General features: G+C 71.6%; 20 protein-coding genes. 4 read left to right on the top strand and 16 right to left on the bottom strand.

The genetic code is table 11. The features are described 5' to 3' along the window. A partial coding sequence (locus ABFC67_RS08635; RefSeq protein WP_346737596.1) for a YhdP family protein occupies positions 1–2876 on the top strand: 2876 nt, incomplete at its 5' end. A gap of 94 nt (positions 2877–2970) precedes the next feature. Further along, positions 2971–4410, top strand: coding sequence for a metalloprotease TldD (tldD, locus tag ABFC67_RS08640; protein WP_346737626.1), 1440 nt, complete (start codon positions 2971–2973; stop codon positions 4408–4410). A gap of 245 nt (positions 4411–4655) precedes the next feature. Here tldD and yjgA read toward each other — a convergent pair whose 3' ends face one another. Beyond that, complete coding sequence (gene yjgA, locus ABFC67_RS08645; RefSeq protein ID WP_346737597.1) at positions 4656–5183, bottom strand: ribosome biogenesis factor YjgA; 528 nt, start codon at positions 5181–5183, stop codon at positions 4656–4658. A gap of 51 nt (positions 5184–5234) precedes the next feature. Here yjgA and pmbA point away from each other — a divergent pair, with 51 nt between their 5' ends. Together pmbA and ABFC67_RS08655 are read left to right on the top strand one after the other, a co-directional pair. After that, positions 5235–6587 (top strand): metalloprotease PmbA, encoded by a 1353-nt coding sequence (gene pmbA / locus ABFC67_RS08650; protein WP_346737598.1) that lies wholly within the window; start codon positions 5235–5237, stop codon positions 6585–6587. A gap of 165 nt (positions 6588–6752) precedes the next feature. After that, on the top strand, positions 6753–7181 hold the full coding sequence (locus tag ABFC67_RS08655) for a DUF4870 domain-containing protein (RefSeq protein ID WP_346737599.1): 429 nt from the start codon (positions 6753–6755) through the stop codon (positions 7179–7181). A gap of 75 nt (positions 7182–7256) precedes the next feature. On the opposite strand, the gene ispA is transcribed toward ABFC67_RS08655, so the two are convergent. The 15 genes from ispA to bamA form a co-directional block, all read right to left on the bottom strand. After that, positions 7257–8159 (bottom strand): (2E,6E)-farnesyl diphosphate synthase, encoded by a 903-nt coding sequence (gene ispA, locus ABFC67_RS08660; RefSeq protein ID WP_346737600.1) that lies wholly within the window; start codon positions 8157–8159, stop codon positions 7257–7259. Positions 8160–8272: 113 nt separating this feature from the next. Then, positions 8273–8530, bottom strand: coding sequence for an exodeoxyribonuclease VII small subunit (locus tag ABFC67_RS08665; RefSeq protein ID WP_346737601.1), 258 nt, complete (start codon positions 8528–8530; stop codon positions 8273–8275). Positions 8531–8638: 108 nt separating this feature from the next. Beyond that, complete coding sequence (locus tag ABFC67_RS08670; RefSeq protein WP_346737602.1) at positions 8639–9112, bottom strand: hypothetical protein; 474 nt, start codon at positions 9110–9112, stop codon at positions 8639–8641. Between the two features lie 106 nt (positions 9113–9218). Next, complete coding sequence (gene tilS / locus ABFC67_RS08675) at positions 9219–10535, bottom strand: tRNA lysidine(34) synthetase TilS (RefSeq protein WP_346737603.1); 1317 nt, start codon at positions 10533–10535, stop codon at positions 9219–9221. Between the two features lie 114 nt (positions 10536–10649). Then, positions 10650–11063, bottom strand: coding sequence for an energy transducer TonB (locus tag ABFC67_RS08680; RefSeq protein WP_346737604.1), 414 nt, complete (start codon positions 11061–11063; stop codon positions 10650–10652). A 91-nt stretch (positions 11064–11154) separates the two neighbouring features. Continuing rightward, complete coding sequence (locus ABFC67_RS08685) at positions 11155–12117, bottom strand: acetyl-CoA carboxylase carboxyltransferase subunit alpha (protein ID WP_346737605.1); 963 nt, start codon at positions 12115–12117, stop codon at positions 11155–11157. A 62-nt stretch (positions 12118–12179) separates the two neighbouring features. Beyond that, positions 12180–15680, bottom strand: a complete 3501-nt coding sequence (gene dnaE / locus ABFC67_RS08690) for a DNA polymerase III subunit alpha (RefSeq protein WP_346737606.1) — start codon at positions 15678–15680, stop codon at positions 12180–12182. Positions 15681–15777: 97 nt separating this feature from the next. Further along, entirely contained in the window at positions 15778–16191 is a 414-nt protein-coding gene (locus ABFC67_RS08695; RefSeq protein WP_346737607.1) for a hypothetical protein, read from the bottom strand. Positions 16192–16414: 223 nt separating this feature from the next. Further along, a complete protein-coding gene (gene rnhB / locus ABFC67_RS08700) occupies positions 16415–17005 on the bottom strand; it encodes a ribonuclease HII (protein WP_346737608.1) in 591 nt (196 codons plus the stop codon). Next, complete coding sequence (locus ABFC67_RS08705) at positions 17002–18726, bottom strand: sulfatase-like hydrolase/transferase (RefSeq protein ID WP_346737609.1); 1725 nt, start codon at positions 18724–18726, stop codon at positions 17002–17004. Before ABFC67_RS08705 ends, rnhB begins: the two co-directional genes overlap by 4 nt. A 57-nt stretch (positions 18727–18783) precedes the next feature. Further along, positions 18784–19983, bottom strand: coding sequence for a lipid-A-disaccharide synthase (lpxB, locus tag ABFC67_RS08710; RefSeq protein ID WP_346737610.1), 1200 nt, complete (start codon positions 19981–19983; stop codon positions 18784–18786). A 62-nt stretch (positions 19984–20045) separates the two neighbouring features. Further along, on the bottom strand, positions 20046–20819 hold the full coding sequence (gene lpxA / locus ABFC67_RS08715) for an acyl-ACP--UDP-N-acetylglucosamine O-acyltransferase (RefSeq protein ID WP_346737611.1): 774 nt from the start codon (positions 20817–20819) through the stop codon (positions 20046–20048). A gap of 11 nt (positions 20820–20830) precedes the next feature. Further along, positions 20831–21301 (bottom strand): 3-hydroxyacyl-ACP dehydratase FabZ, encoded by a 471-nt coding sequence (gene fabZ / locus ABFC67_RS08720; RefSeq protein ID WP_346737612.1) that lies wholly within the window; start codon positions 21299–21301, stop codon positions 20831–20833. Further along, on the bottom strand, positions 21291–22322 hold the full coding sequence (lpxD, locus tag ABFC67_RS08725) for a UDP-3-O-(3-hydroxymyristoyl)glucosamine N-acyltransferase (RefSeq protein WP_346737613.1): 1032 nt from the start codon (positions 22320–22322) through the stop codon (positions 21291–21293). The genes fabZ and lpxD overlap by 11 nt, the downstream gene beginning before the upstream one ends. Positions 22323–22407: 85 nt before the next feature. Then, positions 22408–24723, bottom strand: a complete 2316-nt coding sequence (gene bamA, locus ABFC67_RS08730) for an outer membrane protein assembly factor BamA (RefSeq protein WP_346737614.1) — start codon at positions 24721–24723, stop codon at positions 22408–22410. Between the last annotated feature and the right edge of the window lie 19 nt (positions 24724–24742).

The following is a 24742-nucleotide window of genomic DNA, read 5'->3' on the forward strand; positions in this document are numbered from 1 at the left end:
GGGCGCTGGACATCGGTGCGTTGGCGCCGCTGGCCGCGCTGCTGCCGGGCGCGCCGCCGGCGCTGTCCGGCTGGCTCGCCGCCGCCGCGCCGCACGGGCGCATCGCGCAGGCGCGGCTGCGCTGGGCAGGCGCGCAGGCGTTCGAGCTCGACGCGCAGCTCGGCGGCGTCGGCTTCGCGCCCAGCGGCGCGCTGCCGGGCATCGACCGCCTCGACGGCACGCTGCGCGGCGACGCCGCCGCGCTCAGCCTCGAGCTGCCGGCGCAGGCGACCGTGTTCCGCTATCCGCACGTGTTCCGCAAGCCGTTCGCGCTGGGCCGCGTCGCCGGCACGGTCGCGGTCTGGAGCGACGCGGACGGCACCCACATCGGCACCGACGCGTTGGCCTTCGAGGGCGAAGGCTACGGCGGCGAGGCGCGCGGCGAGATGCTGCTGCAGGGCGACGGCACGCGCCCGTTCCTCGACCTCTACGCCGTGGCGACCCACGGTGACGTGCCCGCGGCCAAGCTGTTCTGGCCGGTCAACGTGATGCCGCCATCGGCGGTCGCATGGCTGGACCGCGCATTGGTCGCGGGCCGGCTGACCTCCGCGCACGTGCTGGTGCGCGGCGATCTCGACGACTGGCCGTTCCCCGAACACCGCGGCCGCTTCCAGGCGCTGGGCGAGATCGAGGGCGCGACGCTCGACTACGGCGAAGGCTGGCCGCGCGCCGAAGGCATCGCCGCCAGCGCCGATTTCGTCAACGCCGGCATGGTCGTGCAGGCGCGCGCCGCGCAGGTGCTCGGCAACCAGGCGAGCACGGCGTCGGCAGTGATCCCGGATCTTGCCGACGCGGTGCTGACGCTGGCGGTCGAGGGCAGCGGCCGGGCGCCGAACCTGCTCGACTTCGTGCGCCGCAGCCCGATCGGCGCGCGCTACGGCAATGCGCTGAAGGGCCTGCGTCTCGGCGGCGGCAGCGGCAGGCTCGGCTTCACGTTGGTGCTGCCGGTCGCGCACGCCGAGCAGTTCACGCTGGACGGACGCGTGCAGCTCGCCGACGCCAACCTGACGGCGAAGGACTGGAACCTGCGCCTGGACAAGATCAACGGCCCGCTCGCGTTCGACGCCGGCGGCTTCCGCGCCAGCCCGCTGACGGCGCGCTTCCACGGCGCGCCCGCGAATCTGGCGCTGGCGGTCGGCGCCGACACCGCCGATCCGGCGCATCAGCTCGAAGCGCGGATGGACGGCCATTTCGGCGTCGCGCAGCTCGTCGAAGGCTACGCCCAGCTCGCCAAGCTGCCGCAGATCGCCAGCGGCGACAGCGACTTCGACATCGGCCTGACCATCCCGACCGCGCCGACGCTGGCCGCGGCGACGCCCGTGCTGCAGGTGCGCTCCAGCCTCGAAGGCATCGCGGTCGCGCTGCCGGCGCCGCTGGACAAAGCCGCCGACGACGTGCTGCCGCTCGATCTGCGCCTCGACCTGCCGGTGGCCGGCAATGCGTTCACCGTGGCGCTGGGCGACGTGCTGCGCGCGCGCGCGCGCATGCCGCAGGATCCGAACGCATGGCCGGCGGCGAACGTCGCGCTGGGCGACGCGTTGCCGGCCGGCGCACCGGTCGCCGGCGGGTACGTCGGCGGCCGCGCCGGTCGCTTCGATCTCGGCGGCTGGGCCGCGCTGGCGATGGCCGGCCAGGACATGGGACCCGGCGGCAATCCGCTGCGGGGCGCGGACTTCACCGCCGCCGACGCGCGCCTGTTCGGCCGCAGCTTCCATGAGCTCGGCGTGAAGCTGGCGTTCGAGCCGGCGCAGACCACGCTGACCCTGTCCGGCGACGCGGCCGCGGGGACGCTGTCCATCCCGACGCAGGATCTGGCGCGGCGCGGCGTCACCGCGCGCTTCGAACGCCTGCACTGGCCGGAAGAGAACGGCGGCGCCGCGACCGCGGCCGCCGCGTCGGCGCAGCCCGCGCCGGCCGCCGCATCGAGCGCGGGCGCGCCGGAGGCCGCCTCCGCCGACACGCTCGCCGGCGTGGCCCCCGCGTCGGTGCCGCCGCTGCACTTCTGGGTCGGCGACCTGCGCCTCGGCAAGTCGAACCTCGGCGAAGCGCGCTTCGAGAGCTATCCGACCGCGGCCGGCATGCGCGTCGAGCAGATGGAAACCCATTCGTCCAGCGTGCAACTGCGCGCCAGCGGCGACTGGAACGGCGACGCCAGGGGCAGCCGCTCGCAGTTCACCCTCGACTTCTACGCCGACGACCTCGGCAAGATGCTCGACGCGTTCGGCTACGCCGGCGTGTTCAGCGGCGGCGAGACGCAGGCGCACATCGTGGCGGGCTGGCCGGGCGCGCCGACCGCGTTCGACCTGGCGCGCATGGACGGCACGCTGCAGGTCGCGGTCAAGGACGGGCGCATTCCGGAAGTGAGCCCCGGCGTCGGCCGCCTGTTCGGATTGTTCTCCGTGCGCGAGCTGCCGCGCCGGTTGACGCTCGACTTCGGCGACATCTTCCGCTCCGGCTTCAGCTTCAACACCATCGAGGGCCTGATCACGTTCGACGACGGCAGCGCCTGGACGCGGAACCTCGAGATCAAGGGGCCGGCGGCCGACATCGCCATCAGCGGCCGCACCGGCCTCAAGGCCAAGGACTACGACCAGACCCTGCTGGTGGTGCCGCACGTCGGCGGCACCCTGCCGGTGGTCGGCGCGATCGCCGGCGGCCCGGTCGGCGCCGCGGCCGGCCTCGCCGTGCAGGGCCTGCTGGGCAAGGGTCTCAACCAGGCCGCCGCCGCCCGCTACCACGTCGGCGGCAGTTGGGAGAAGCCGCAGATCACCCTGATCGCCAAGGGCGTCGAGGCGGAGACCGGGCAAAAGCCGAGCGAAAACAGGAACGTGCCCTGATGCGGCGATCGCATCTGCGGCGCCGGGCTTTACTCCCTGCGCCGGCGCCCCCATGTCACAACCCATCCACGAACCGCACGAGACTTCCCCCACGATGGACGGTTTGATCGCGCTGGCCGAACAGCGGCTGCTGCGCCCGGGCGGGCTTGCCGCCGGCGACCTCGAGCGCGTGTTCGCGCAGTTGATGGGGCCGTCGATCGACGCGGCGGACCTGTATTTCCAGCACTCGCGCTCGGAGTCGTGGGCGCTGGAGGACGGCATCGTCAAGGAAGGCCACCACTCGATCGAGCAGGGCGTCGGCGTGCGCGCGATCGCCGGCGAGCGCACCGGCTTCGCCTATTCCGACGAAATCGTGCTGCCGCAGCTGGTCGAGGCCGCGCGTGCGGCGCGCGCGATCGCGCACGGCGGCAATGGCGCCGGCCGGCCGCTGGCGCTGCGCGACGCGCGCGCGCTGTATCCGCCGGTCGATCCGATCGAGAGCCTGGACAACGCCGACAAGATCGCCGTGCTGCGCGAGATCGACGCCTACTGCCGCGCGCAGGACCCGCGCGTGTCGCAGGTCGTGGTCAGCATCGCCGCCGCGCTGGACACCGTGCTGGTCGCGGCCTCCAGCGGCACGCTGGCCGCCGACGTGCGCCCGCTGGTGCGCTTCAACGTGCAGGTGATCGTCGAGCGCAACGGCCGTCGCGAGCAGGGCCACGCCGGCGGCGGCGGACGCTTCGACTACCGCGAACTGCTGGCCAACGGCAAGCCGCAGGCGTGGGCGCGCGAGGCGGTGCGCCAGGCGCTGGTCAACCTGGAAGCGGTCGACGCGCCAGCCGGCACGATGACCGTGGTTCTCGGTCCCGGCTTGCCCGGCGTGCTGCTGCACGAGGCGATCGGCCTCGGCCTCGAGGGCGACTTCAACCGCCCGGGCACCTCGGCGTTCGCCGGGCGCATGGGCCAGCGCGTGGCTTCCGGCCTCGTCACCGTGGTCGACGACGGCACGCTGCCGGGCCGCCGCGGCTCGCTCAGCGTCGACGACGAGGGCACGCCCAGCGCGTGCACCACGCTGATCGAGAACGGCGTGCTCGCCGGCTACATGCAGGACACCATGAACGCGCGGCTGATGGGCATGCAGCCGACCGGCAACGGCCGCCGCGAATCCTTCGCGCACCTGCCGATGCCGCGCATGACCAACACCTACATGCGCGCCGGCGAGAGCGACCCCGAGGAGATCCTGCGCTCGGTCAAGCGCGGCCTGTACGCGGTCAACTTCGGCGGCGGCCAGGTCGACATCACCAACGGCAAGTTCGTGTTCTCGGCCAGCGAGGCCTACCTGATCGAGGATGGCAAGGTGACGCGGCCGGTGAAGGGCGCGACCCTGGTCGGCTCGGGGCCGGAGGTGCTGACGCGGGTCAGCATGGTCGGCAACGACCTCGCGCTCGACGAAGGCGTCGGCGTGTGCGGCAAGGACGGGCAGAGCGTGCCGGTCGGCGTCGGCCAGCCGACCCTGCGCGTGGACGGCATGACCGTCGGCGGCACCGCCGCGTGAGTGCACGGCAAGGCATCTTGTTTGACACGGATTCGCGCGGATGAACGCGGCCAGGGCGGAAATATCCGCGTCGATACGCGTCCGGAGATCTCAAGTGGGGTGGGCTTCAGCCCACCGCATGCATGCGTGGAATGGAACGATGGTGGGCTGAAGCCCACCCTACGGCCCTGTCGGCGGCATGCCGCGCGCGGGGCGAATGGATGCAATGGAAACGGATGCACGCGGACGGATCGGTAATGTCCGCGTCAATCCGCGTCCGAAGAAAGCTCGCGCAGCAGGCGGAACAGTTCGCGGTAGGCGTGCAGCGGCTTGTTCTGTTCACGCTCGCTGCGCGCCTGGCGGATCAGCGCGCGCAGGTGCTGGCGGTCGGCGTGCGGGTGCTGCGCGAACAGTTCGGTCAGCGCCGCGTCGCCTTCGCTGAGCAGGCGCTCGCGCAGCGCCTCGAAGCGGTGCAGCGTGGCGGTTTCGCGACGCTGGTGGTCGCGGTCGTGGTTGAGGCCGGCGCGCGCTTCGGCAAAGGCCTCTTCGCCGTGCCGGCGCATCAGCTTGGCCAGGTAGGCGAGCTGGCGCTTGCGCGCGACGTGCGCGGTGATGCGGCGCACGTTGGCGATTTCCGCGCGCACGTCCTCGGGCAGGCCGAGCGCGTCGAGGCGGGACGGCGGCAACGCGACCAGCGTTTCCGCAAGCTCCAGCACGGCCAGGGCATCGCGGCGCTGCTGGCTGCGGCTGGGCGCTTCGAATGGCGCGGCGTCGTCGGTGTCGGAATGGCGCATCATCGGATTTCTGGCGCGGCCCGGCCGCGCGCACGTCGAGAAGGATAGGCGGTGAACGCAGTAACAGCCAAGCAGGACAGCAGCGCGGGCGAACTCGATCGGCTGGCCGAACTTGCCGAGGACGTGATCCGGCGCTGCCGCGCCGCGGGCGCCTCGCAGGCGGAGGTCGCTGCCAGCATCGATACCGGCCTGAGCGTCAGCGTGCGCCTCGGCGAGGTGGAAACGGTCGAGCGCACCCGCGACCGCGGCTTCGGCATCACCGTGTACTTCGGCCAGCGCAAGGGCTCGGCCAGCACCGCGGACCTGCAGCCGGATTCGATCGAGGCCAGCATCCGCCAGGCCTGCGCGATCGCGCGCTACACCGAGGAAGACCCCGCCGCCGGCCTCGCCGACGCCGCGCTGATGGCGCGCGAATTCCCCGAACTCGACCTGTGGCATCCGTGGGACATCGACGTCGAGCGGGCGAGCGCGCTGGGCGTCGAGATCGAGGACGCCGGCCGCGCGGTCCCGCGCATCAGCAACTCCGAAGGCGCGGCGGTGCAGGCCGGCGAGACGCTGGCGGTGTACGCCAACTCGCACGGCTTCGTCGGCCGCGAGCGCGGCACGCGGCACATGCTGTCGTGCGCGCTGATCGCCGAGGACGACGCCGGCATGCAGCGCGACTACTGGTACGACACCGTGCGCGCGGCGGCGGATTTCATGCCCGCCGCCGAGCTCGGCCGCAAGGCCGCCGAGCGCACCGTCGCGCGCCTCGGCGCGCAACGGCTGACGACGCGCCAGTGCCCGGTGCTGTTCGTGCCCGAAGTGGCGCGCTCGCTGGTCGGGCACCTGGTGTCCGCGGTCAGCGGCGGCGCGCTGTACCGCAAGGCCAGCTTCCTGCTCGACCACGCGGGCAGGCAGGTGCTGCCTCCGTTCGTCGACATCGTCGAGCGCCCGCATCTGGCGCGCGGCCACGGCTCGACCGCGTTCGACGCCGAGGGCGTGGCCACGCGCGAATCGCCGCTGGTGGCCGGCGGCGTGCTGCAGCGCTACGTGCTGGGCAGCTACTCGGCGCGCAAGCTCGGCCTTGCCAGCACCGCCAATGCCGGCGGCATCCACAACCTCGTGGTCGCGCCCGGCAGCGACGACTTCGCCGCGCTGCTGCAGCGCATGGGCACCGGCCTGGTCGTCACCGAGGTGATGGGACAGGGCGTGTCGATCGTCACCGGCGACTACTCGCGCGGCGCCGCCGGTTTCTGGGTGGAGAACGGCGAGATCGCCTACCCGGTGGAGGAGATCACCATCGCCGCCAACCTGCGCGACATGTTCGCCGGCATCGTCGCGGTCGGCCGCGACGTCGATCCGCGTTCGCACATCCTCACCGGCTCGATCCTGGTCGAGCGCATGACCGTGGCCGGGGAATAACCGCAAGGGCGGCGCGGGAGGGGCTTCGGCTCCGCTCGCGGCCGTTCCGGCCGGGGCCGAAGCCCCTCCCGCAAGGCCGTTCGCCCGGCGACATGCGGGCTTGACAGCGCTGCGCCGCCTCCGGACAGTGGCACGGCGCATGTCGCGCTTGGCAGGAGCGAAGCCATGAGTGTGCCCCCGGAGTCCGTGTCCACGCCGCCCCCGCCGCCCGCAGGCGGCGTACCCAGCGCGGAAGAGCGCCAGTGGGCAATGTTCGCGCACCTCTCGGCGCTGATCGGCGGCCTGCTCAGTTCGACCCTCGGCGGCCTGGCCGTGTTCGTCGGCCCGTTGGTGATCTGGCTGATGAAGAAAGACACGATGCCGTTCGTGGACGATCAGGGCAAGGAAGCGCTGAACTTCAACATCACGGTGGCGATCGCCGCGCTTGCCCTGGTGGTGCTGTCGGTGATCACCATCGGCATCGGGCTGGTGGTCACGATCCCGCTGTTCGTCGTACTCGGCATCGCCTGGCTGGTCTGCACGATCGTTGCCGCGATCCGCGCCAACGAGGGCAAGGCCTACCGCTATCCCTACGCGCTGCGGCTGATCAAGTAACCGCGCCGCGAAGCGCATCCGCCTCCGATGCGTCCGCGACGCTCGCCGCATCCTGCGGCTGCGTCGCCGTGATGATCAGTGCGCGCGCGCAGCGGCGTAGCGCGCCAGTTCGGCCAGCAGCGCCGCGCGCGCGCCCAGCGGGCGCAGCGCGTCCAGCGCCGCGTCGGTGAGCTCGGCGAGACGGCGGCGCGAGGCGTCCATGCCGAGGATCGAGGGGAAGGTCGGCTTGGCGGCGGCGGCATCCTTGCCGGCGGTCTTGCCCAGCACCTCGGTCGCGCCTTCGACGTCGAGGATGTCGTCCTGCACCTGGAAGGCCAGGCCGACGGCGTGGCCGTAGCGATCGAGCGCGCCGAGCGTGGTTGCACCGGCGCCGCCGGCCAGCGCGCCCAGGCGCACCGCGGCGCGGATCAGCGCGCCGGTCTTGTGCATGTGCATGCGCTCGAGTTCGGCCAGAGTGAGGGTCTTGCCGACCGCGGCGAGGTCCAGCGCCTGGCCGCCGGCCATGCCCTCGGCGCCACAGGCGGCGCCCAGCACGCGCAGCATCTCGATGCGCGTGGCCGCGTCCAGGCCGGATGCCGCGTCGCCCGCCAGCAGCTCGAACGCCAGCGCCTGCAGGGCGTCGCCGGCCAGGATCGCCGTCGCCTCGCCGAACGCGACATGGCAGGTCGGGCGGCCGCGGCGCAGGGCGTCGTCGTCCATCGCCGGCAGGTCGTCGTGCACCAGCGAGTAGGCGTGGATCAGCTCGACCGCGCAGGCCGGCGCGTCCAGCGCCGCGTCGGCCGCGTCCAGCGCGGCGCCGGCCGCGTACACCAGCAGCGGGCGCAGGCGCTTGCCGCCGCCGAGCACGGCGTAGCGCATCGCGCGGTGCAGGTCGGCCGGCGGTTGGCCTTCCGGCGGCAGCGCGCGCGCCAGCGCGGCGTCGGCGCGCGCGATCAGCGCCTGGAGAGCCGGAGCGGGCGCGGAGGAACTGACAGCCACGTTGAGCCTCGGTGCGTTGGCGCGTATCCGTCCGGCCGTCCGCGCGAACGCGGCAGCCGGGCGGGGCGGGTGTGACGACGAAACCGGCGCCCGCAAGGCGCCGCGCGGTGCGCCTATTCGGGCGCCTCGAAAGGCGTCGCGCCGGCGGGCGCGTCCGGATCGAGCAGCAGCTTCACGCGCAGCTCCGCCTGCTCCAGCGCGTTCTGGCAGTTGCGGTAGAGCGCGATGCCGCGCTCGAACGACTGCAGCGATTCGTCCAGGCTGAGTTCGCCTTCCTCCATGCGCGCGACCAGTTGCTCGAGCTCGTCCAGCGAGTGCTCGAACTGCGCGATCGGCGCGGGGGAGTCGGCTGCGGGTGCGGGCTTCGCCATGGCGCGCAAAGCTAGCGCAGCGCATGGCGGGAATCAATCGCGCGGGTCGCAGACGCGGCGACCCGCGGGTTTCCGGTAGCGTGGCCGGCAGCGCCCCGCGTGGGCGGGTCAGCCGCCGTCGTGCCTGCCCTTGCCGCGGCCGTTGCCATGGCCATTGCCGTGGCCGTGACCGTCGTCGTCGCGATGGCCGCGATCGCCGCCGCGATCGCCGCCGCGATCACGGTCGCGGTCGCGGTGCCTGAAGTCGGGGCGGTGGCCGCCGTAGTGCTCGACCACGTAGGTGTGATCGACGTAGGGCCGGTCGCTGTACAGCTCCAGCGAGATGCCGCCGCTGCGCACATAGGGCTGGTAGTCCAGCGGCAGGCTGGCGCCGAAGCTCCAGCCGTTGCCGCCCAGCCAGAACCACAGCCGCGAGTCGGGCGCGTAGTAGACCTCGCCGGACGGGTAATAGACGTAGCGGTGCTTGGCGCGGTAGCCGTGCGCGGGCGCCCACGGCGGCGGGTCGGCCCAGGCGGCCAGCGGCAGGGCGCAGGCCAGGGCCAGCGCGGCGGCAAGGGTGCGGTTGAGCGTTCGGGGCGTCATGGCGTCTTCCTCCGCGGCGACGGGGCGCGGCGAACCGTTCGCGATCCGCATGAGCACGCTAAGCGCCGCGCAGCATACGGCGGCTGAACGGCCGCGTTCGCGCCGCTCAGCAGGCCGGCGTCCAGCGCGGCCGTGCCGCCAGTCGCTCGAACAGCGCCGCGCCCGCGTCGCTGCGCCACAGGTCGGCGACCGCCAGCAGTACGCCGTCGGCGGTGTAGATCAGCGGGCAGCGCGTGCGCCGCCAGGGCGGGATGCCCGCCTGCTGGTACAGATCGCGCAGCGCGCGGGTGTGGCGGTCGCCGGCCGGCTTCAGGCGCGCGCCGGCCACGCCGATGCGCACTTCCAGCGGCGCATCGAGACGTTCGGGCGCGTCGACCTCGAGCGCCAGTACGCCGCCGCGCGCCGGCAGCGCCAGCGGCGTGCCGTCCCAGCGCGCGCGCCAGTCGGACGGGACTTCCGGCAACGGCGCCATCGCGTACAGCAGGCCGCGCCAGAGGCGCATCTCGACGCCCGGCCAGGCGACGCGCGGGACGCGGTCGCCCGCGCTGGTTTCGACCTGGCGCAGCAGCTCGGCGGCCTGCGCGCGGGTGGGCGCGGGCAGGCCGAGGCCGTGCAGCCAGCCTTCCAGCACCGGCGTGCGCAGCGCCGGCGACAGCGCGGCCCAGCCGGCGGCATCGAGCGTGGCCGGCTCCGCGCCGCGCAGCCGCGCGCGCGCCGCGTCCGCCTCGTGCGCGATGTGCGCGGCCGCCTCGCGGCACAGCGTCGCGGCGTGCGCGATCGCCTGCGGCGCCTGCGGCCAGTGCCGGGCGAGGCGCGGCAGGATCTCGCGACGCAGGTAGCTGCGCGCCAGCGCGGGGTCGGCGTTGGCGGGATCCTCGATGCAGGCCAGCGCGTGCGCGCGCACGTAGTCGGCCAGCGCCGCGCGCGGCAGCGCCAGCAGCGGACGCCACAGCCGGCCGCGCGCGAACGCGCGCTCGGCGCGCATCCCGCCCAGGCCTTCCGGCCCGGCGCCGCGCAGCAGTTTCAGCAGCACGGTTTCGGCCTGGTCGTCGCGGTGCTGGGCCAGCACCAGCGTTTCGCCGTCGCGCAGCTCGGTGGCGAACGCCGCATAGCGCGCGTCGCGCGCCGCCGCCTCCAGCCCCTCGCCGCGGCCAAGCGGCACCTCCACGCGAATCACCGCCAGCGGCACCTGCAGCAGCGCCGCGAACGCGCGACAGTGCGCCGCCCAGCGCGCGCTGTCGGCGTGCAGGCCGTGATCGACGTGCACCGCGCGCAGCCCGCGCGCGCGCGCCTCGGGCAGCGCCGCCAGCGCGTGCAGCAGCGCGGTGGAATCGGGACCGCCGCTGTAGGCGACGCAGAGCGGGCCGGGATGACGCCCGATCAGCGCTGCCTGCAGGGTGCTGGCGAGAGCGTCGGCGATCATCGCAAGACGGGTGCGTCCGCAAGGACGATGTGGCGGATCCACTGCTGCGGAAACGCGGCGCGGGCTCTCGGCCGCATGGCCGTCCGGGCGGGGCGCTCGACGCGGTGCGAAGGCCTATCTGATGCCGTAGTTGAAGACCTGGCGCACCCTGATCGCGACCGGGTGGCCGTCCTTGATGGCCGGGGCGTAGCGCCACTTCTGCACGGCGATGATTGCGTGGTCCGCATAGTAGCGATAGTCGGTTTCGAGCACCTTGAAGTCCGACGTGTGGCCATCGATGCCGATGGTGTACTCGATCATCGAGTGGCCGCCCTTGTGGGAAAGGAGCTGGCTGATCGGGTAGATCGGCGCGTGGCCGCTCAGGAGCCGCGGTGGCGTGTCGTAGTCCGGATCATGCGCGGGGGCGTTGACCATGCCCTCCGGAATGGAATCGCCCGCGTCCACCCCTTTTTTCAGGGGCATGGTCTCGCATCCCGCCAAAGCGAGCACGACCGCGGCCAAGGCTGCGTACTTCGTGCCGATGCCCATCGAGTTCCCTCTCGCAGTCCGTGCGCGCGGAAGCCGGTGATGCGGACAGATTAACCGAAGTCCCGTCCGAAGGCGGGCACCCGGAACGGCCTCAGCCGCCTTCCTGGTACGCGCCGTAGCGGCGCAGGCGCTGGTAGCGCCGTTCCAGCAGGTCGGGGACGGCGACGCCTTCCAGCTCGGCGAGGGTGCCGAGCAGGATCGACTTCAGCGTGGCGGCCATCGCTTCGGGATTGCGGTGTGCGCCGCCCAGCGGCTCGGGCACGATCTCGTCGATCAGGCCGAGCTCCTTCAGGCGCGGCGCGGTCAGGCCAAGCGCCTCGGCGGCGTCGCGCGCCCTCTCGGCGCTCTTCCACAGGATCGAGGCGCAGCCCTCGGGGCTGATCACGGAGTAGGTCGAGTACTGCAGCATCAGGGTGCGGTCGCCGACGCCGATCGCCAGCGCGCCGCCGGAGCCGCCTTCGCCGATCACCGTGCAGATCACCGGCACGCGCAGCTCGGCCATCTCCAGCAGGTTGCGCGCGATCGCCTCGCTCTGGCCGCGCTCCTCGGCGCCGACGCCGGGGTAGGCGCCGGGGGTGTCGATGAAAGTCAGCACCGGCAGGCCGAAGCGCTCGGCCATCTTCATCAGCCGCAGCGCCTTGCGGTAGCCCTCCGGGCGCGGCATGCCGAAGTTGCGGCGCACCTTGGTCTTGGTGTCGCGGCCTTTCTGGTGGCCGATGATCATCACCGGCTTGCCGTCGATGCGGCCGAGGCCGCCGACGATGGCCGCGTCGTCGGCGTAGGCGCGATCGCCGGCCAGCTCGTGGAATTCGTCGCAGATCGCGGCAAGGTAGTCGTTGGTGTAGGGGCGGCCCGGGTGGCGGGAGAGCTGGGTCACCTGCCACGGCGCGAGGTCGCGGAAGATATCGGCGGTCCTGGCCTCCAGCTTTTCCTGCAGCCGGCCGATCTCTTCCTCGATGTTGAACGCCTGGCCGTGGCTGGCGTGGCGCAGCTCCTGGATCTTCGCTTCCAGTTCGGCGATCGGCTGCTCGAAATCGAGGAAATTGGGGTTCATTCGCGACCGTTCGCGCAACAAAGGGTGCGAGTATAGCGCGCCGGCGGAACCGGCGAACGGGGTCAGCCCGCGCTCGGCCTTGCCAGCTTGAGTTCGGTGCCCAGCACGCCGGGCAGGCCGGCCAGCGCGCGCAGCAGTTCCGGCTGGACGCGCACCCGCCAGGCGTCGCCCAGCTCGTATTCGGCGCGGCCGTGGCCGTTGGCGTAGGCGAGCCGCAGCGGCGTCTGCCCGCCGCGGTAGCCGGCCAGCGCCTGCTTGAGCGCCTCGGCGAAGGCCGGGCCGACGCCGTTCAGGGTGACCCGCAGCAGGCGCGCGTGGCGCTCGCAGGCCTCGCCCAGCGACCACACGCGGCGCGCGCGCAACTGGTAGCCGCCGGCGAAGTCGTCGACCGACAGCCCGCCCTCGACCACCAGCAGCGCGTCGCGGGTCAGCAGCGGGCCGTATTCCTGGTAGGCCTCGCGGAAGAAGCTCGCCTCGATGCGGCCGCTGGCGTCCTCGATCTGCACGAACGCCATCGCGTCGCCGCGCTTGCGCACGGCGACCACCTGGCCGGCGACGATCCACGGCGTCTCCGGGCCGCGGCGGAAGCGGTTGCCGTCGTCGCCGTCGTCGCGGCGCGGGCGCGGCGGCTGGTAGCGCTGCTCGATGTCGCCCAGCGGGCAGGTGGCGAGCTGCGCCAGCACTTCCTTCCAGGCGTCGGTCGGGTGGCCGGACAGGTAGTGGCCGAGCGTCTCGCGTTCGCCCAGCAGCTTGCGCTCGAGCGGCCAGTCGTCGGCGCTCGGCAATTCGATGGGCGTCGGCGCCGCGCCCATCGCGCCGAACATGTCGTTCTGGCCGGCGGCGCGGTCGCGCAACTGCTGCTCGGCGGCCTTCATCACTTCCGGCAACTGCGCCATCAGCGTTGCGCGGTTGGCGGCGAGGCCGTCCAGCGCGCCGGACAGGATCAGCGCCTCCAGCACGCGCTTGTTGAGCTTGGTCGGGTCGACGCGGCGGCAGAAATCCAGCAGGTCGCGGTAGGCGCCGCGCGCGGCGCGCTCGCCGACGATCGCCTCGCAGGCGCCGCGGCCGACGCCCTTGATCGCGCCGAGGCCGTACTGGATCGTCTTCGCGTCCAGTGCCTCGAACATGAAAGCGCTGGCGTTGACGTCCGGCGGCAGCACGCCGAGGCCGATCGCCTTGGCCTCGTCGAGGAAGTTGACCACCTTGTCGGTGTTGTCCATGTCCGCGGACATGGTCGCCGCCATGAATTCTGCCGGGTGGTGCGCCTTCAGCCACGCGGTCTGGTAGGCGACCAGCGCATAGGCGGCCGAGTGCGACTTGTTGAAGCCGTACTCGGCGAACTTCTCCATCAGGTCGAAGATCGAGGTCGCCAGCCGCGCGTCGATGCCGTTGGCCGCCGCGCCCTCCTCGAAGATGGCGCGCTGCTTGGCCATCTCCTCGGGCTTCTTCTTGCCCATCGCGCGGCGCAGCAGGTCGGCGCCGCCCAGCGAGTAGCCGGCCAGCACCTGCGCGATCTGCATCACCTGCTCCTGGTAGACGATCACGCCGTAGGTCGGCTTGAGGATCGGCTCCAGCGAAGGGTGCGGGTAATCGACCGCGGCGTGGCCGTGCTTGCGCTCGATGAAGTCGTCGACCATGCCCGATTGCAGCGGGCCGGGGCGGAACAGCGCGACCAGCGCGACGATGTCGTCGAACACGTCCGGCTGCAGCTTCTTGACCAGTTCCTTCATGCCGCGCGATTCGAGCTGGAACACCGCGGTGGTCTCGCAGCGTTTCAGCAGCGCGAAGGTGTCCGCGTCGTCGAGCGGCAGTTGCGCGATGTCCAGCGGCGCCTCGGCGGCGCGCGCGCGCCGTGCGTTGATCGCCTTCACCGCCCAGTCGATGATGGTCAGCGTGCGCAGGCCGAGGAAGTCGAACTTGACCAGGCCGACCGCCTCGACGTCGTCCTTGTCGAACTGCGTGACCACGCCGCCGCCGCCCGGTTCGCTGTACAGCGGCGCGTAGTCGGTCAGCGGCCCCGGCGCGATCACCACGCCGCCGGCGTGCTTGCCGGCGTTGCGCGTGAGGTCCTCGAGCTTGCGCGCCAGGTCGACCAGCTCGCGGATGTCGTCCTCGCCCTCGTAGCGCTGGCGCAGCTCCTGCGATTCCTTCAGCGCCTCGTCCAGCGAGATGCCGAGCGTGTTCGGGATCAGCTTGGCCACGCCGTCGACGTGGTTGTAGCCCATGCCGAGCACGCGGCCGCTGTCGCGCACCACCGCCTTCGCCGCCATCGTGCCGTAGGTGATGATCTGGCTGACGTGGTCGCGGCCGTACTTGTGCGCGACGTAGTCGATCACCTCGTCGCGGCGGTCCATGCAGAAGTCGACGTCGAAGTCGGGCATGGACACGCGTTCGGGGTTGAGGAAGCGCTCGAACAGCAGGTCGAAGCGCAGCGGGTCGAGGTCGGTGATGCCGAGCGCGTAGGCGACCAGCGAGCCGGCGCCGGAACCGCGGCCGGGGCCGACCGGGATGCCGTTCTGCTTGGCCCAGTTGATGAAGTCCGCGACGATCAGGAAGTAGCCGGGGAACCCCATCGCGACGATGACGTCCAGCTCGGTCTGCAGGCGCTGCGCGTAGTCCTCGCGGCGGTGGCCCGGCGCGATCGCATGGCCGGCGAGGCGCGCTTCGAGGCCGGCCTGCGCCTGCGCGCGGATGAACGATTCGAGCGTGTGCGCGGCGGGCACCGGGAACGCCGGCAGGTAGTAGGTGCCGAAGCTCAGTTCGACGTTGCAGCGCTTGGCCAGCTCGACGCCGTTCTCCAGCGCCTCGGGCAGGTCGGCAAACAGCGCCGCCATCTCCTGCGGCGTTTTCAGGTACTGCTGGTCGGTGTAGTCGCGCGGCCGGCGCGGGTCGGCCAGCACGCGGCCCTGCTGGATGCACACGCGCGCTTCGTGCGCCTCGAAGTCGTCGCGCGCGAGGAAGCGCACGTCGTTGCTGGCCAGCACCGGCAGGTCGAGCGATGCGGCCAGTTCCAGCGCATGCGCGTTGAAGGCGTCCTCGTCGCGGTGCCCGGTGCGGGTCAGTTCGAGGTAGCAGCGCTGGTCGAACAGTGTGCGCAGGCGCTCGGCCTGCGCGCGCGCCTCCTCGGCCTGGCCGGCCAGCAGCGCGCGGCCGACCGGGCTGTCGCGTCCGGCCAGCGCGAACAGTCCGGCCTGCGCCTCGGCCAGCCAGCCCGGATCGACCAGCGCGCGGCCGCCGTGCTGCCCCTCGCGCCAGGCGCGCGATATCAGCCGCGACAGGTTGAGATAGCCGTCGCGGTCGCGGCACAGCACGGTCAGGCGCTGCGGGCGCGTCGCGTCGGCGGCATCGGCGAGCCACAGGTCGCAGCCGACGATCGGCTTCAGGCCGGCCGCGCTCGCCGCCTTGTAGAACTTCACCAGCGCGAACAGGTTGCTCTCGTCGGTCAGCGCCACCGCGGGCATGCCGGCGCGCACGCAGGCGTCGACCAGCGCGGGGATGCGGATGGTCGAATCCACCAGCGAGTATTCGCTGTGCAGATGGAGGTGGATGAAGCCGGCGGACATGGGACCTGCGGAGGGTGTGCCCGGCAAGCCTAGCCACCGGGGTCCGGGCGGGCAAGCTTGACAGCGCGCGCCGGGGCTCGCCGGCGCGCGCGCTTGCTCAGCTCACGCGGAAGCGGTCGCCGCCGAGATGGTAGTCGGCGTACGCGGCGGCGGTCGTCGGCGCGGCGCTGCGATACTGGCGCAGGCGCACCTGCAGCCAGTCCTCGGGGCTGGGGTGCAGCGCCTGCTCGTCGGGCACGTTGAGCTTGGCCGCAAGCTCGCGGCGGAAGCGGCAGAAGTCGCCGTAGGCGACGGCCAGCAGGGCCACGTCCAGCGGCAGCGGCGCCTGTTCGCTGATGGCGTCCTGCTGCTCGACCAGGGCGCGCAGGCGTTCCGGCTCCGGACAGGCCGACTGCCAGTCGGGATCGGCCAGCATGTCGTGCAGGTGCGCGGCGTAGTCGGCCAGCCGCAACGGGCCGCCGGCGTGCGTGAAGGTGGAAGCGGGGGTGTGCGTATTGGCGGGGGCGATCATGGCCGGACTCCTGCGCGTGAGCCGCGATGGCGTCCGGATCCGGCGGGCGCCGCCTCGCGGCGATGGGCCTCGGTCCCTAGGAAATTTCCCGGCACAGCCTGTTGCCGACATGCGGAACGGTCCGGGACATCCTTGGCGCCATTGTAGGCGCTTTCGCGCGCGCCGGGGTTGCGGGGCAATGGCGTCGCGCGAACCCGTGCGCCGTGTCGGCGCGCGGCAGCGTTCAGGCGTCGAACAGTCCGGGCGCCAGCAGCGCCAGCACCGGCGCGAAGCTGCGCCGGTGCTCGGCGCAGGGACCGAGCCGCGCCAGCGCTTCGAGGTGTTCCGGCGTGCCGTAGCCTTTGTGCCGGGCGAAGCCGTAGCCGGGATGGCGCGCGTCCAGCGCGCACATGTGGCGGTCGCGGGTCACCTTGGCCAGGATCGAGGCGGCGCTGATCGCCGGTTCCCGCGCGTCGCCGCCGACGATCGCGCGCGCCGGGCAGGGCAGGCCGGCGGGCACCTTGTTGCCGTCGATCAGCGCTTCGCTCGGTATGCGGCGCAGTTGCGCGACGGCGCGTGCCATGCCGAGCATGGTCGCGCGGAAGATGTTGTGGCGGTCGATCTCGGCGACCTCGACCAGCACCACCGCGTGCGCCAGCGCGCGTTCGAGGATCAGCGGGTACAGCGCTTCGCGCTGCGCTTCGCTGAGGCGCTTGGAGTCGGCCAGGCCGTCGATCGGCCGCGCCGGATCGAGGATCACCGCGGCCACCGCGACCGGCCCGGCCAGCGGGCCGCGGCCGGCCTCGTCGACGCCGGCGATCGCGGGATCGCTCACTCGCCGAGATCCTGCAACTGGCCGAACACGTCGGCGCGGTAGGAGTCCATCAGCGCGTGCGCGTCGCAGTCGAGGTAATGGCCCTTGCAGCGCTCGCGCAGCAGCGCGTTGGCGGTGAAGAACGCGTCCTTGTGCAGGTCCGCCGCGTCCAGCACCAGGCTGCCGAGGAAGGCGAGGTCGAGCACCGGGTAGTCGTAGCGGTGCAGCGGCGTGGCGTATCCCTTGAGCATGTAGTAGGTCACGCGGGTCGGATCGGGGATGCCGGCCGGCAGGCGCTTGGCGATGCCGTTGATCGCGCCGTCGAACGACGGCTGGTGGTCGCCGAAGTGGACCATCAGCACGGGCTTGCCGCCGGCGCGCAGCAGGCCCTCGAGGCGCGCGATCGCGCGATCGGACTGGTCGAGGCGTTCCAGGTAGTTGGTCAGGTTGAGGTTCTGCCAGTCGTCCATCTTGCCGGTGAACAGCGGCCGGTCGTACGGCGGGCGCAGCTTCGCGTACGGCGTCATGTGCGGGCCGTGCTGGTGCAGGGTCAGCATGAACAGGAACACCGGCTGGCCGTTGGCCTTGGCCTTCTCGTCGGCGTACACGCGTTCGAACACGCGCAGCAGGTCGGCGTCGGTCGAGTCCCAGCCGAGGCCGACCTGCTCGCCGCCGTAGAACGCGTCGAAGCCGTAGTCGGCGTAAGCGTTGCGGCCGTTGAGGAAGTCGCCGTCGGTCGGATAGATCGCCACCGTGCGGTAGCCGTTGGCGCGCAGCGCGCGCGGCAGCGTGTAGCGGATGCGCGGCGCCAGGTTGAACGGCGCGTACAGCCCGGCCGGGCCGAACTCCTCGTGCGAGAGGCCGGTCAGGAACGAGAACTCGCTGGTCCAGGTGCCGCCACCCCAGGTGTGCACGTCGAGCAGGCCGTGCGCCAGCGTGCGGCGGTCGGCGTGGAACATGCGCCGGTCGCACAGGCGAAGCGTGCAGGCGGCCATGATGCGCGGATCGAACGTGCTTTCTTCCAGCACCGCGACGATGTCGGGGCGCGGGTGCAGCGCGGCGCCGGCGTCGGCGTCGGCGCGCTTCCAGTCGAATGCGTCGGCGGCCTGCGTGGGGTAAGCCGGCGCCTGCACGGTGGTGGCGCGGAACGAGATCAGGAAATCGGTGATCAGGCTGGCGTCGGTCATCGCCAGCCACATGCCCTTGGCGTGCACCTCGGCGAACGGCCCGGTGGTGCTCATCGCCTCGCCGGCCGAAAGCAGCGCGAACGCGGCGAGCAGCGCGCGCGCCAGCCACGGCCGGCGGCGGTGCGCGAACGAAGGCGCGCGCTCGAGCCGCCACGCCAGCCCCAGCAGCAGCGGCACGCACAGCACCGCCGCCAGCGCCGCGCCGACCAGCAGCGGATAGCGCGACATCGTGCGCAGCGTATCCGCGTTGACCATGTAGACGATGTCGGGCGCCAGCAGCGGCGTCGTGAGGTATTTGTACTTGAGGTGCGCGGCGGCCTCGAGCACCAGCGTCAGCAGGCCCGCCGCCGCCAGGCCGAACGCGAAGCGCCCGCTCAGCGCGACCAGGAACAGCCCGAGCGCGATGTACAGCGCCGAGGTGAACGCGCGTTCCAGCGCAGAGTGTTCGATCAGCGGCCCGAACGCGAGCACGACGAGAAACACGGCGGCGCCCGCCGCCGTCACCCAGCGCCGCGCCTGCTGCGATTCCCCCCGTGATCGAAGCGTCGTCTCCATGCGGCGCGGATGCTGTGCCCGCGCCCCGGCAGCGTCAATAGGCCGGCTGCGGATCGTTCAGGCGGCGGCGGGGCGCAACAGCTCGCCGACCACATCCGCCGCCGCGCCGGCGGCGCCGTCGGCGGCACCGGCCTTGAGCAGCAGGTGCAGGCGCTCGAACTCGGCGACCTGCGCGGCGGCCTGCGCCGGATCGCGCAGCAGCGCCAGCACGGCATCGGCCAGCGCCGCCGGCGTGCAGGCGTCCTGCATCAGCTCCGGCACCACGCGCCGCCCGGCCAGCACGTTGGGCAGGGAGAACACGTCGGTTTTCAGCAGGCGGAGCATGCGCGCCAGGCGATAGGTCGTCGGCGCCACCCGGTAGGCGACCACCATCGGCAGCTTCGCCAGCATCGCCTCCAGTGCGGCGGTACCGGAGGCCAGCAGCACCGCATCGGCGGCGATCATGACCTCGTGGGCGCGGCCGTCGAGGACCACGGGCGACGGGAGGCGGGTGGCGGAAGGCGGGAAAGCTGCGGCGAGTTCGCGCGCGATCGCGGTGCGGCAGGCCGCGTTGGCGGTGGGGATCACGATGCGCAGATCGGGCACGGCGGCGGCAGCGCGCCGCGCCGCGGCGAGGAAGATCGCGGCCAGCCGATGGATCTCGCTCATGCGGCTGCCGGGCAGCACGGCCAGCACCGGCGCGTCGGCGGGCAGGCCGAGCGCGGCGCGCGCCGCGGCGCGGTCCGGGCGCAGCGGGAAGCGGTCGGCCAGCGGATGGCCGACGAAGCGCGCGTCGACGCCGTAGCGGGCGTAGATCGGCGGCTCCATCGGGAACAGGCACAGCACGCGGTCGGCGCTGGCGCCGATCTTCGCCGCGCGCCGCTCGCGCCAGGCCCACACCGAAGGGCTGACGTAGTGCACGGTGCGCAGGCCGGCCTGCTTGAGGCGCCGTTCCAGCCCCAGGTTGAAGTCGGGGGCATCGATGCCGATCACCACGGCCGGACGCGCCGCGACCAGCCGCGCCAGCAGATTGCGGCGCAGGCGCAGCAGGCGCGGCAGGTGGCCGATCACCTCGGCCAGGCCGAACAGCGACAGCTCGGCCATGTCGTACCAGGAATCGAAGCCCTGCGCCTGCATGCGCGTGCCGCCGATGCCGACGAAACGGGCGCCTGGAAAGCGCTCGCGCAGTGCCGTCATCAGGTTCGCGCCCAACTGGTCGCCGGAATCCTCGCCGCAGACCAGCGCGATCAGCGGACCTGCAGCGGCCGGTTCGTGCACTGGCGACGGATCGCGGCGGAGCGTGTCGGACGTATCGGCGTTCGTCGCCATCGTGCGGGGAGTCAGCGCGCCAGGCCGCGCTGGCAGTGGTCGAGGAACTCCAGCATGGCGCGCACGTCCTCGCTCTCCTGCGCCTGCAGCGCGAGCTGTTCGCGCGCCTCGGACTGGCTGAGGCCGGCCATGTACAGCGTGCGGTAGGCGCGCTTGATCGCCGAGATGCGCGGCGCTTCGAAGCCGCGGCGCTTGAGGCCTTCGCTGTTGATGCCGCGCGGGCGGCCGTTCTGGTCGTTGGCCATCATCACGAACGGCGGCACGTCCGCGCCGACCAGGCAGCCCATGCCGATGAATGCGTGCGCACCGACCTTGCAGAACTGGTGCACGCCGGCGTAGCCGGAGACGATCACCCAGTCGCCGATCTCCACGTGGCCGGCCAGCCCCGAGTAGTTGGAGAACACCGTGTGGTTGCCCACCTGGCAGTCGTGCGCGATGTGCACGTAGGCCAGCAGCCAGTTGTCGTTGCCGATGCGGGTGATGCCGCCGCCGTCGCCGGTGCCGCGGTTGATGGTGACGAACTCGCGGATCAGGTTGCCGTCGCCGATCACCAGCTCGGTGCGTTCGCCGCGGAACTTCTTGTCCTGCGGATCGGCGCCCAGCGAGGCGAACTGCCAGACGCGGTTGTCGCGGCCGATGCGGGTCGGGCCCTGCACGACGACGTGCGGGCCGATGGTGGTGCCGGCGCCGATCTCGACGTCGGCGCCGATGATCGAGTAGGCGCCGACCTCGACGTCGGCGGCCAATTTCGCGGAAGGGTCGATCTGTGCGGTGGGATGGATCATGGCCGATGCGATCAGTCGCTGCGCTCCGCGCACATCAGCTCGCAACTGGCGACCTCCTTGCCGTCGACCAGCGCGCGCGCCTCGAAGATGCCCATCTTGCGGATCGTGCGCTTCAGGGTGATCTCCAGCATCAACTGGTCGCCCGGCACCACCGGCGCGGTGAAACGCGCCTTGTCGACCTTGACCAGGTAGAACAGCGGGTTGTCCTGGTTGCCGTCCGGCCCGGCGGAAAGCTGCACCAGCAGGCCGGAGGCCTGCGCCAGCGCCTCGATGATCAGCACGCCCGGCATCACCGGATGGCCGGGGAAGTGGCCCTGGAAGAACGGCTCGTTGACGGTGACGTTCTTCAGCGCGGTGATGCGCGCGTTCGGCTCCAGCGCCACCACGCGATCGACCAGCAGGAACGGATAGCGGTGCGGCAGCAGTCGCTGGATGCTTTCGACGTCGAGCAGCGGCGCGGCAGGGGCGCGGTCATTCATCATGCGTGTCCTTTTCCAGCGCGGCGATGCGGCGGGCCAGCTCGTCGAGATGACGGATGCGGGCCGCGTTGCGTCGCCAGCGGCGGTTCTGCTCCAGGGGGGTGCCCGAAGAATACTCCCCGGGTTCGCGGATCGAATGGGTGACCAGACTCATGGCGGTGATCGTAACCCGATCCGCCACCTCGAGATGACCGAGGATGCCGGCGCTGCCGCCGATCAGGCAATAGCGCCCGATCTTCGCGCTGCCGGCCACGGCGGCGCAGCCGGCCAGTGCGGTGTGCGCGCCGATCTTCACGTTGTGCGCGATCTGGATCTGGTTGTCCAGGCGCACGTCTTCCTCGAGCACGGTGTCGTCCAGTGCACCGCGGTCGATGGTGGTGTTGGCGCCGATCTCGCAGTCGTCGCCGATGCGCACGCCGCCGAGTTGCGGCACCTTGACCCAGTGGTCGCGCTCGAAGGCGAGGCCGAAACCGTCGGCGCCGAGCACCGCGCCGGGGTGCACCAGCACGCGCTTGCCCAGCGTGACGCGCGTCACCAGCGTCACCCGCGCGATCAGGCGCGACTGCGCGCCGACGGTGCAGCCAGGGCCGACCATGCAGTACGGACCGAGCACGGCGCCGTCCTCGATCACCGCATCGGCGTCGACCACGCACAGCGGGCCGACGCTTGCGGTCGGCGCGATCTTCGCGCCGGCCGCGACCACGGCGCTGGGGTGCGCCCCCGGTGTAGCCGCGGGCAGGCGCTCGAACAGTGCGGCGATCTTCGCGTAGGCGACGTAGGGATCGGCCGCGATCAGCGCCGCCACCGGACAGTCCGCGGCGTGTTCGGCGCGCAGCACCACGGCGCCGGCGCGCGTCGTCGCGAGCTGCGCCGCATAGCGCGGATTGGCGAGGAAGCCGAGCTGGGCCGGGCCGGCCTCGGCGAGCGTGCCGACGCCGGCGATCTCGCGCGCGCCGTCGCCGCGCAGCTCGAGGCCGAAGCGCGCGGCGAGCGCGTCCAGCCGGTGGCGCGCTTCGGCGCTCACGCGGCCACCGCGCGAAGCTCTCGACGGTACGTGCGACGCGGGTTCATGGCGTCCCCAAGCGCCCGCGGCGATGCCGCGGGACTCCTCAGAACTGCGAGCCGAAGGTGAACTGCAGGCGCTCGCGGTACGGCCGATCCTCCGGCTTGTCGCGCAGCGGCCACGCCAGGTTGATGCGGATCGGCCCGACCGGTGCCTGCCACTGCAGCGACAGGCCGGTCGATGCGCGCAGCTCGCTGGAGCTGAACGCGTTGTAGCTGGCGTACACGTTGCCGACGTCGACGAACCAGGACACGCGCGCGGTATCGGTGTTCTTCAGGAACGGCAGCGGCAGATACAGCTCGCTGGTCGCCAGCACCTTGAACGCGCCACCGACCGGCTGCGCCTCGAAATAGCTCGGCACCAGCACGCGCGGACCCAGCGTGTTGTCGCGGAAGCCGCGCACGTCGTTGACGCCGCCGGCATAGAAGTTCTGCCAGAACGGGAAGGCCAGCTTGCCGTCGCGGCCGTAGGTGTCGCCGTAGCCGAGCTGGCCGGACAGCATCCAGACGAAGTCCTTCGGCAGCGGGAAGTAGTGCGCGGCCAGGGCGGTCGCCTTGTAGTACTGCACAGTCGAGCCCGGCAGCGCGATCTCGGTGGACAGCGAGTAGATGCCGCCGCGGGTCGGCGAGAAGTACTTGTTGCGGGTGTCGTGTGCGTAGGACGCGGTCAGGTTGCCGGTGTGGATGGTGTAGTGGTCGAGCGCAATCAGGTAGTCGATGAACGACTGCGGGGTCAGCCCCGGGTACACGTTCAACCTGTTCTTGCTGAGGCCGAGGCCGACGTTGATCGTGTCGGTCTCGCTGACCGGGATCGACAGGAAGGTCGATCCGCTGACGTTGTTCTCGGTGTAGTTGGCCAGGTTGGCCTGCGATTGGTCCAGCTTGCTGTAGCGCAGGCTGTAGCCGATGCCGATGCCGCTGTCGGTGAGGTAGGGGTTGTAGTAGCTCAGCGCGGTGGTGTCGTAGTAGCTGCTGTGCTGGACCGTGGCGGACACCTTGTCGCCGGTACCGAGGAAGTTGTTCTCGGACACCGACACGCTGATGATCGCGCCGGACACCTGCGAGTAGCCGATGCCGAACATCAGGCTGCCCGAGGCCTGCTCCTCGACCTTGACGTTCAGGTCGACCTGGTCCTCGCTGCCGGGCACGCGCTGGTTCTCGACCTCGACGGTCTTGAAGTAGCCGAGCCGCTGCAGGCGGATCTTCGAGCGGTTGATCGCCGCCTGCGAGTACCACGCGCCCTCGAGCTGGCGCATCTCGCGGCGCAGCACCTCGTCCTCGGTGCGCGTGTTGCCCTTGAAGTTGATGCGGCGCACGTAGACGCGCTGGCCGGGATCGACGTACAGGGTCAGGTCGACGGTGCGCTTCTCCTTGTCCAGCTTGGGCACCGGCGAGACCTTGGCGAAGGCGTAGCCGATGTTGGACAGCATCGCGGTGATCGCGTCGGTGGAGAGCTCGATCTTCTTGCGCGAGAAGGTGTCGCCCGCCTTGATCGGCACCAGCCGGCGGATCGAGTCCTCGGGCAGGATCAGCTTGCCGAGCAGCTTGACGTCGCTGATCGTGTACACCTCGCCTTCCTTGATGCCGGCGCTGATGTACATGTTGCGCTTGTCCGGGCTGATCGCGACCTCGGTCGAGTCGAGCTGGAAGTCGGCGTAGCCGCGGTCGAGGTAGTACGAGGCCAGCTTTTCCAGGTCGCCGGACAGTTTTTCGCGCGAGTACTGGTCGTCCTTCGAGTACCACGAGGTCCAGTTGGTGGTGGCGGACTGGAAGTCGTCGCGGATCTGCTTGTCGGTGAACGTCTGGTTGCCGACGATGTTGATTTCCTTGATCCGCGAGGCCTGGCCTTCGTGGATCTCGATGTCGATGGCGACGCGGTTGCGGTCCAGCGGCACCACGTGCGGCTCGATCGAGACGTTGTACTTGCCGCGGTTGTAGTACTGGCGGATCAGCTCCTGCTTGACGTGGTCGAGCGACATGCGGTCGAAGGTGTCGCCCTCGGACAGGCCGATTTCCTTCAGGCCCTTCTTGAGGTCGTCTTCCTTGATGTCCTTGTTGCCGTGCAGGGTCAGGCGCGAGATCGACGGGCGCTCCTGCACCTTGATCACCAGGATGTCGCCCTGGCGCTCCAGCTCGACGTCGCTGAAGAAACCGGTCTTGTACAGCGCGCGGATGGCGTCCTCGGCGCGCTGCGGGGTGATCGTGTCGCCCTTCTCCACCGGCAGGTAGCTGAACACCGTGCCGCCGGAAATGCGGGTCAGGCCATCGATGCGGATGTCCGAGACCACGAACGGCTCGAAGCCGGCGGCACGGGCTTTCGCGGTCAGGCAGGCAAGCAGGATCAAGGCGGCGATTCGCTTCATCGTCGTATCCAAAGGGTTG

Source organism: Mizugakiibacter sp., from assembly GCF_039680435.1.
GTDB lineage: Bacteria > Pseudomonadota > Gammaproteobacteria > Xanthomonadales > Rhodanobacteraceae > Mizugakiibacter.

Coding starts and splice junctions, on each gene's coding strand:
- ABFC67_RS08685 (WP_346737605.1), bottom strand. CDS start 12,117: ATGAACCCCAATTTCCTCGATTTCGAGCAGCCGATCGCCGAACTGGAA.
- ABFC67_RS08680 (WP_346737604.1), bottom strand. CDS start 11,063: ATGGGCATCGGCACGAAGTACGCAGCCTTGGCCGCGGTCGTGCTCGCT.
- ABFC67_RS08705 (WP_346737609.1), bottom strand. CDS start 18,726: ATGGAGACGACGCTTCGATCACGGGGGGAATCGCAGCAGGCGCGGCGC.
- tilS (WP_346737603.1), bottom strand. CDS start 10,535: ATGATCGCCGACGCTCTCGCCAGCACCCTGCAGGCAGCGCTGATCGGG.
- ABFC67_RS08655 (WP_346737599.1), top strand. CDS start 6,753: ATGAGTGTGCCCCCGGAGTCCGTGTCCACGCCGCCCCCGCCGCCCGCA.
- yjgA (WP_346737597.1), bottom strand. CDS start 5,183: ATGCGCCATTCCGACACCGACGACGCCGCGCCATTCGAAGCGCCCAGC.
- lpxA (WP_346737611.1), bottom strand. CDS start 20,819: ATGATCCATCCCACCGCACAGATCGACCCTTCCGCGAAATTGGCCGCC.
- dnaE (WP_346737606.1), bottom strand. CDS start 15,680: ATGTCCGCCGGCTTCATCCACCTCCATCTGCACAGCGAATACTCGCTG.
- bamA (WP_346737614.1), bottom strand. CDS start 24,723: ATGAAGCGAATCGCCGCCTTGATCCTGCTTGCCTGCCTGACCGCGAAA.
- fabZ (WP_346737612.1), bottom strand. CDS start 21,301: ATGATGAATGACCGCGCCCCTGCCGCGCCGCTGCTCGACGTCGAAAGC.
- ABFC67_RS08670 (WP_346737602.1), bottom strand. CDS start 9,112: ATGACGCCCCGAACGCTCAACCGCACCCTTGCCGCCGCGCTGGCCCTG.
- tldD (WP_346737626.1), top strand. CDS start 2,971: ATGGACGGTTTGATCGCGCTGGCCGAACAGCGGCTGCTGCGCCCGGGC.
- ABFC67_RS08695 (WP_346737607.1), bottom strand. CDS start 16,191: ATGATCGCCCCCGCCAATACGCACACCCCCGCTTCCACCTTCACGCAC.
- ABFC67_RS08665 (WP_346737601.1), bottom strand. CDS start 8,530: ATGGCGAAGCCCGCACCCGCAGCCGACTCCCCCGCGCCGATCGCGCAG.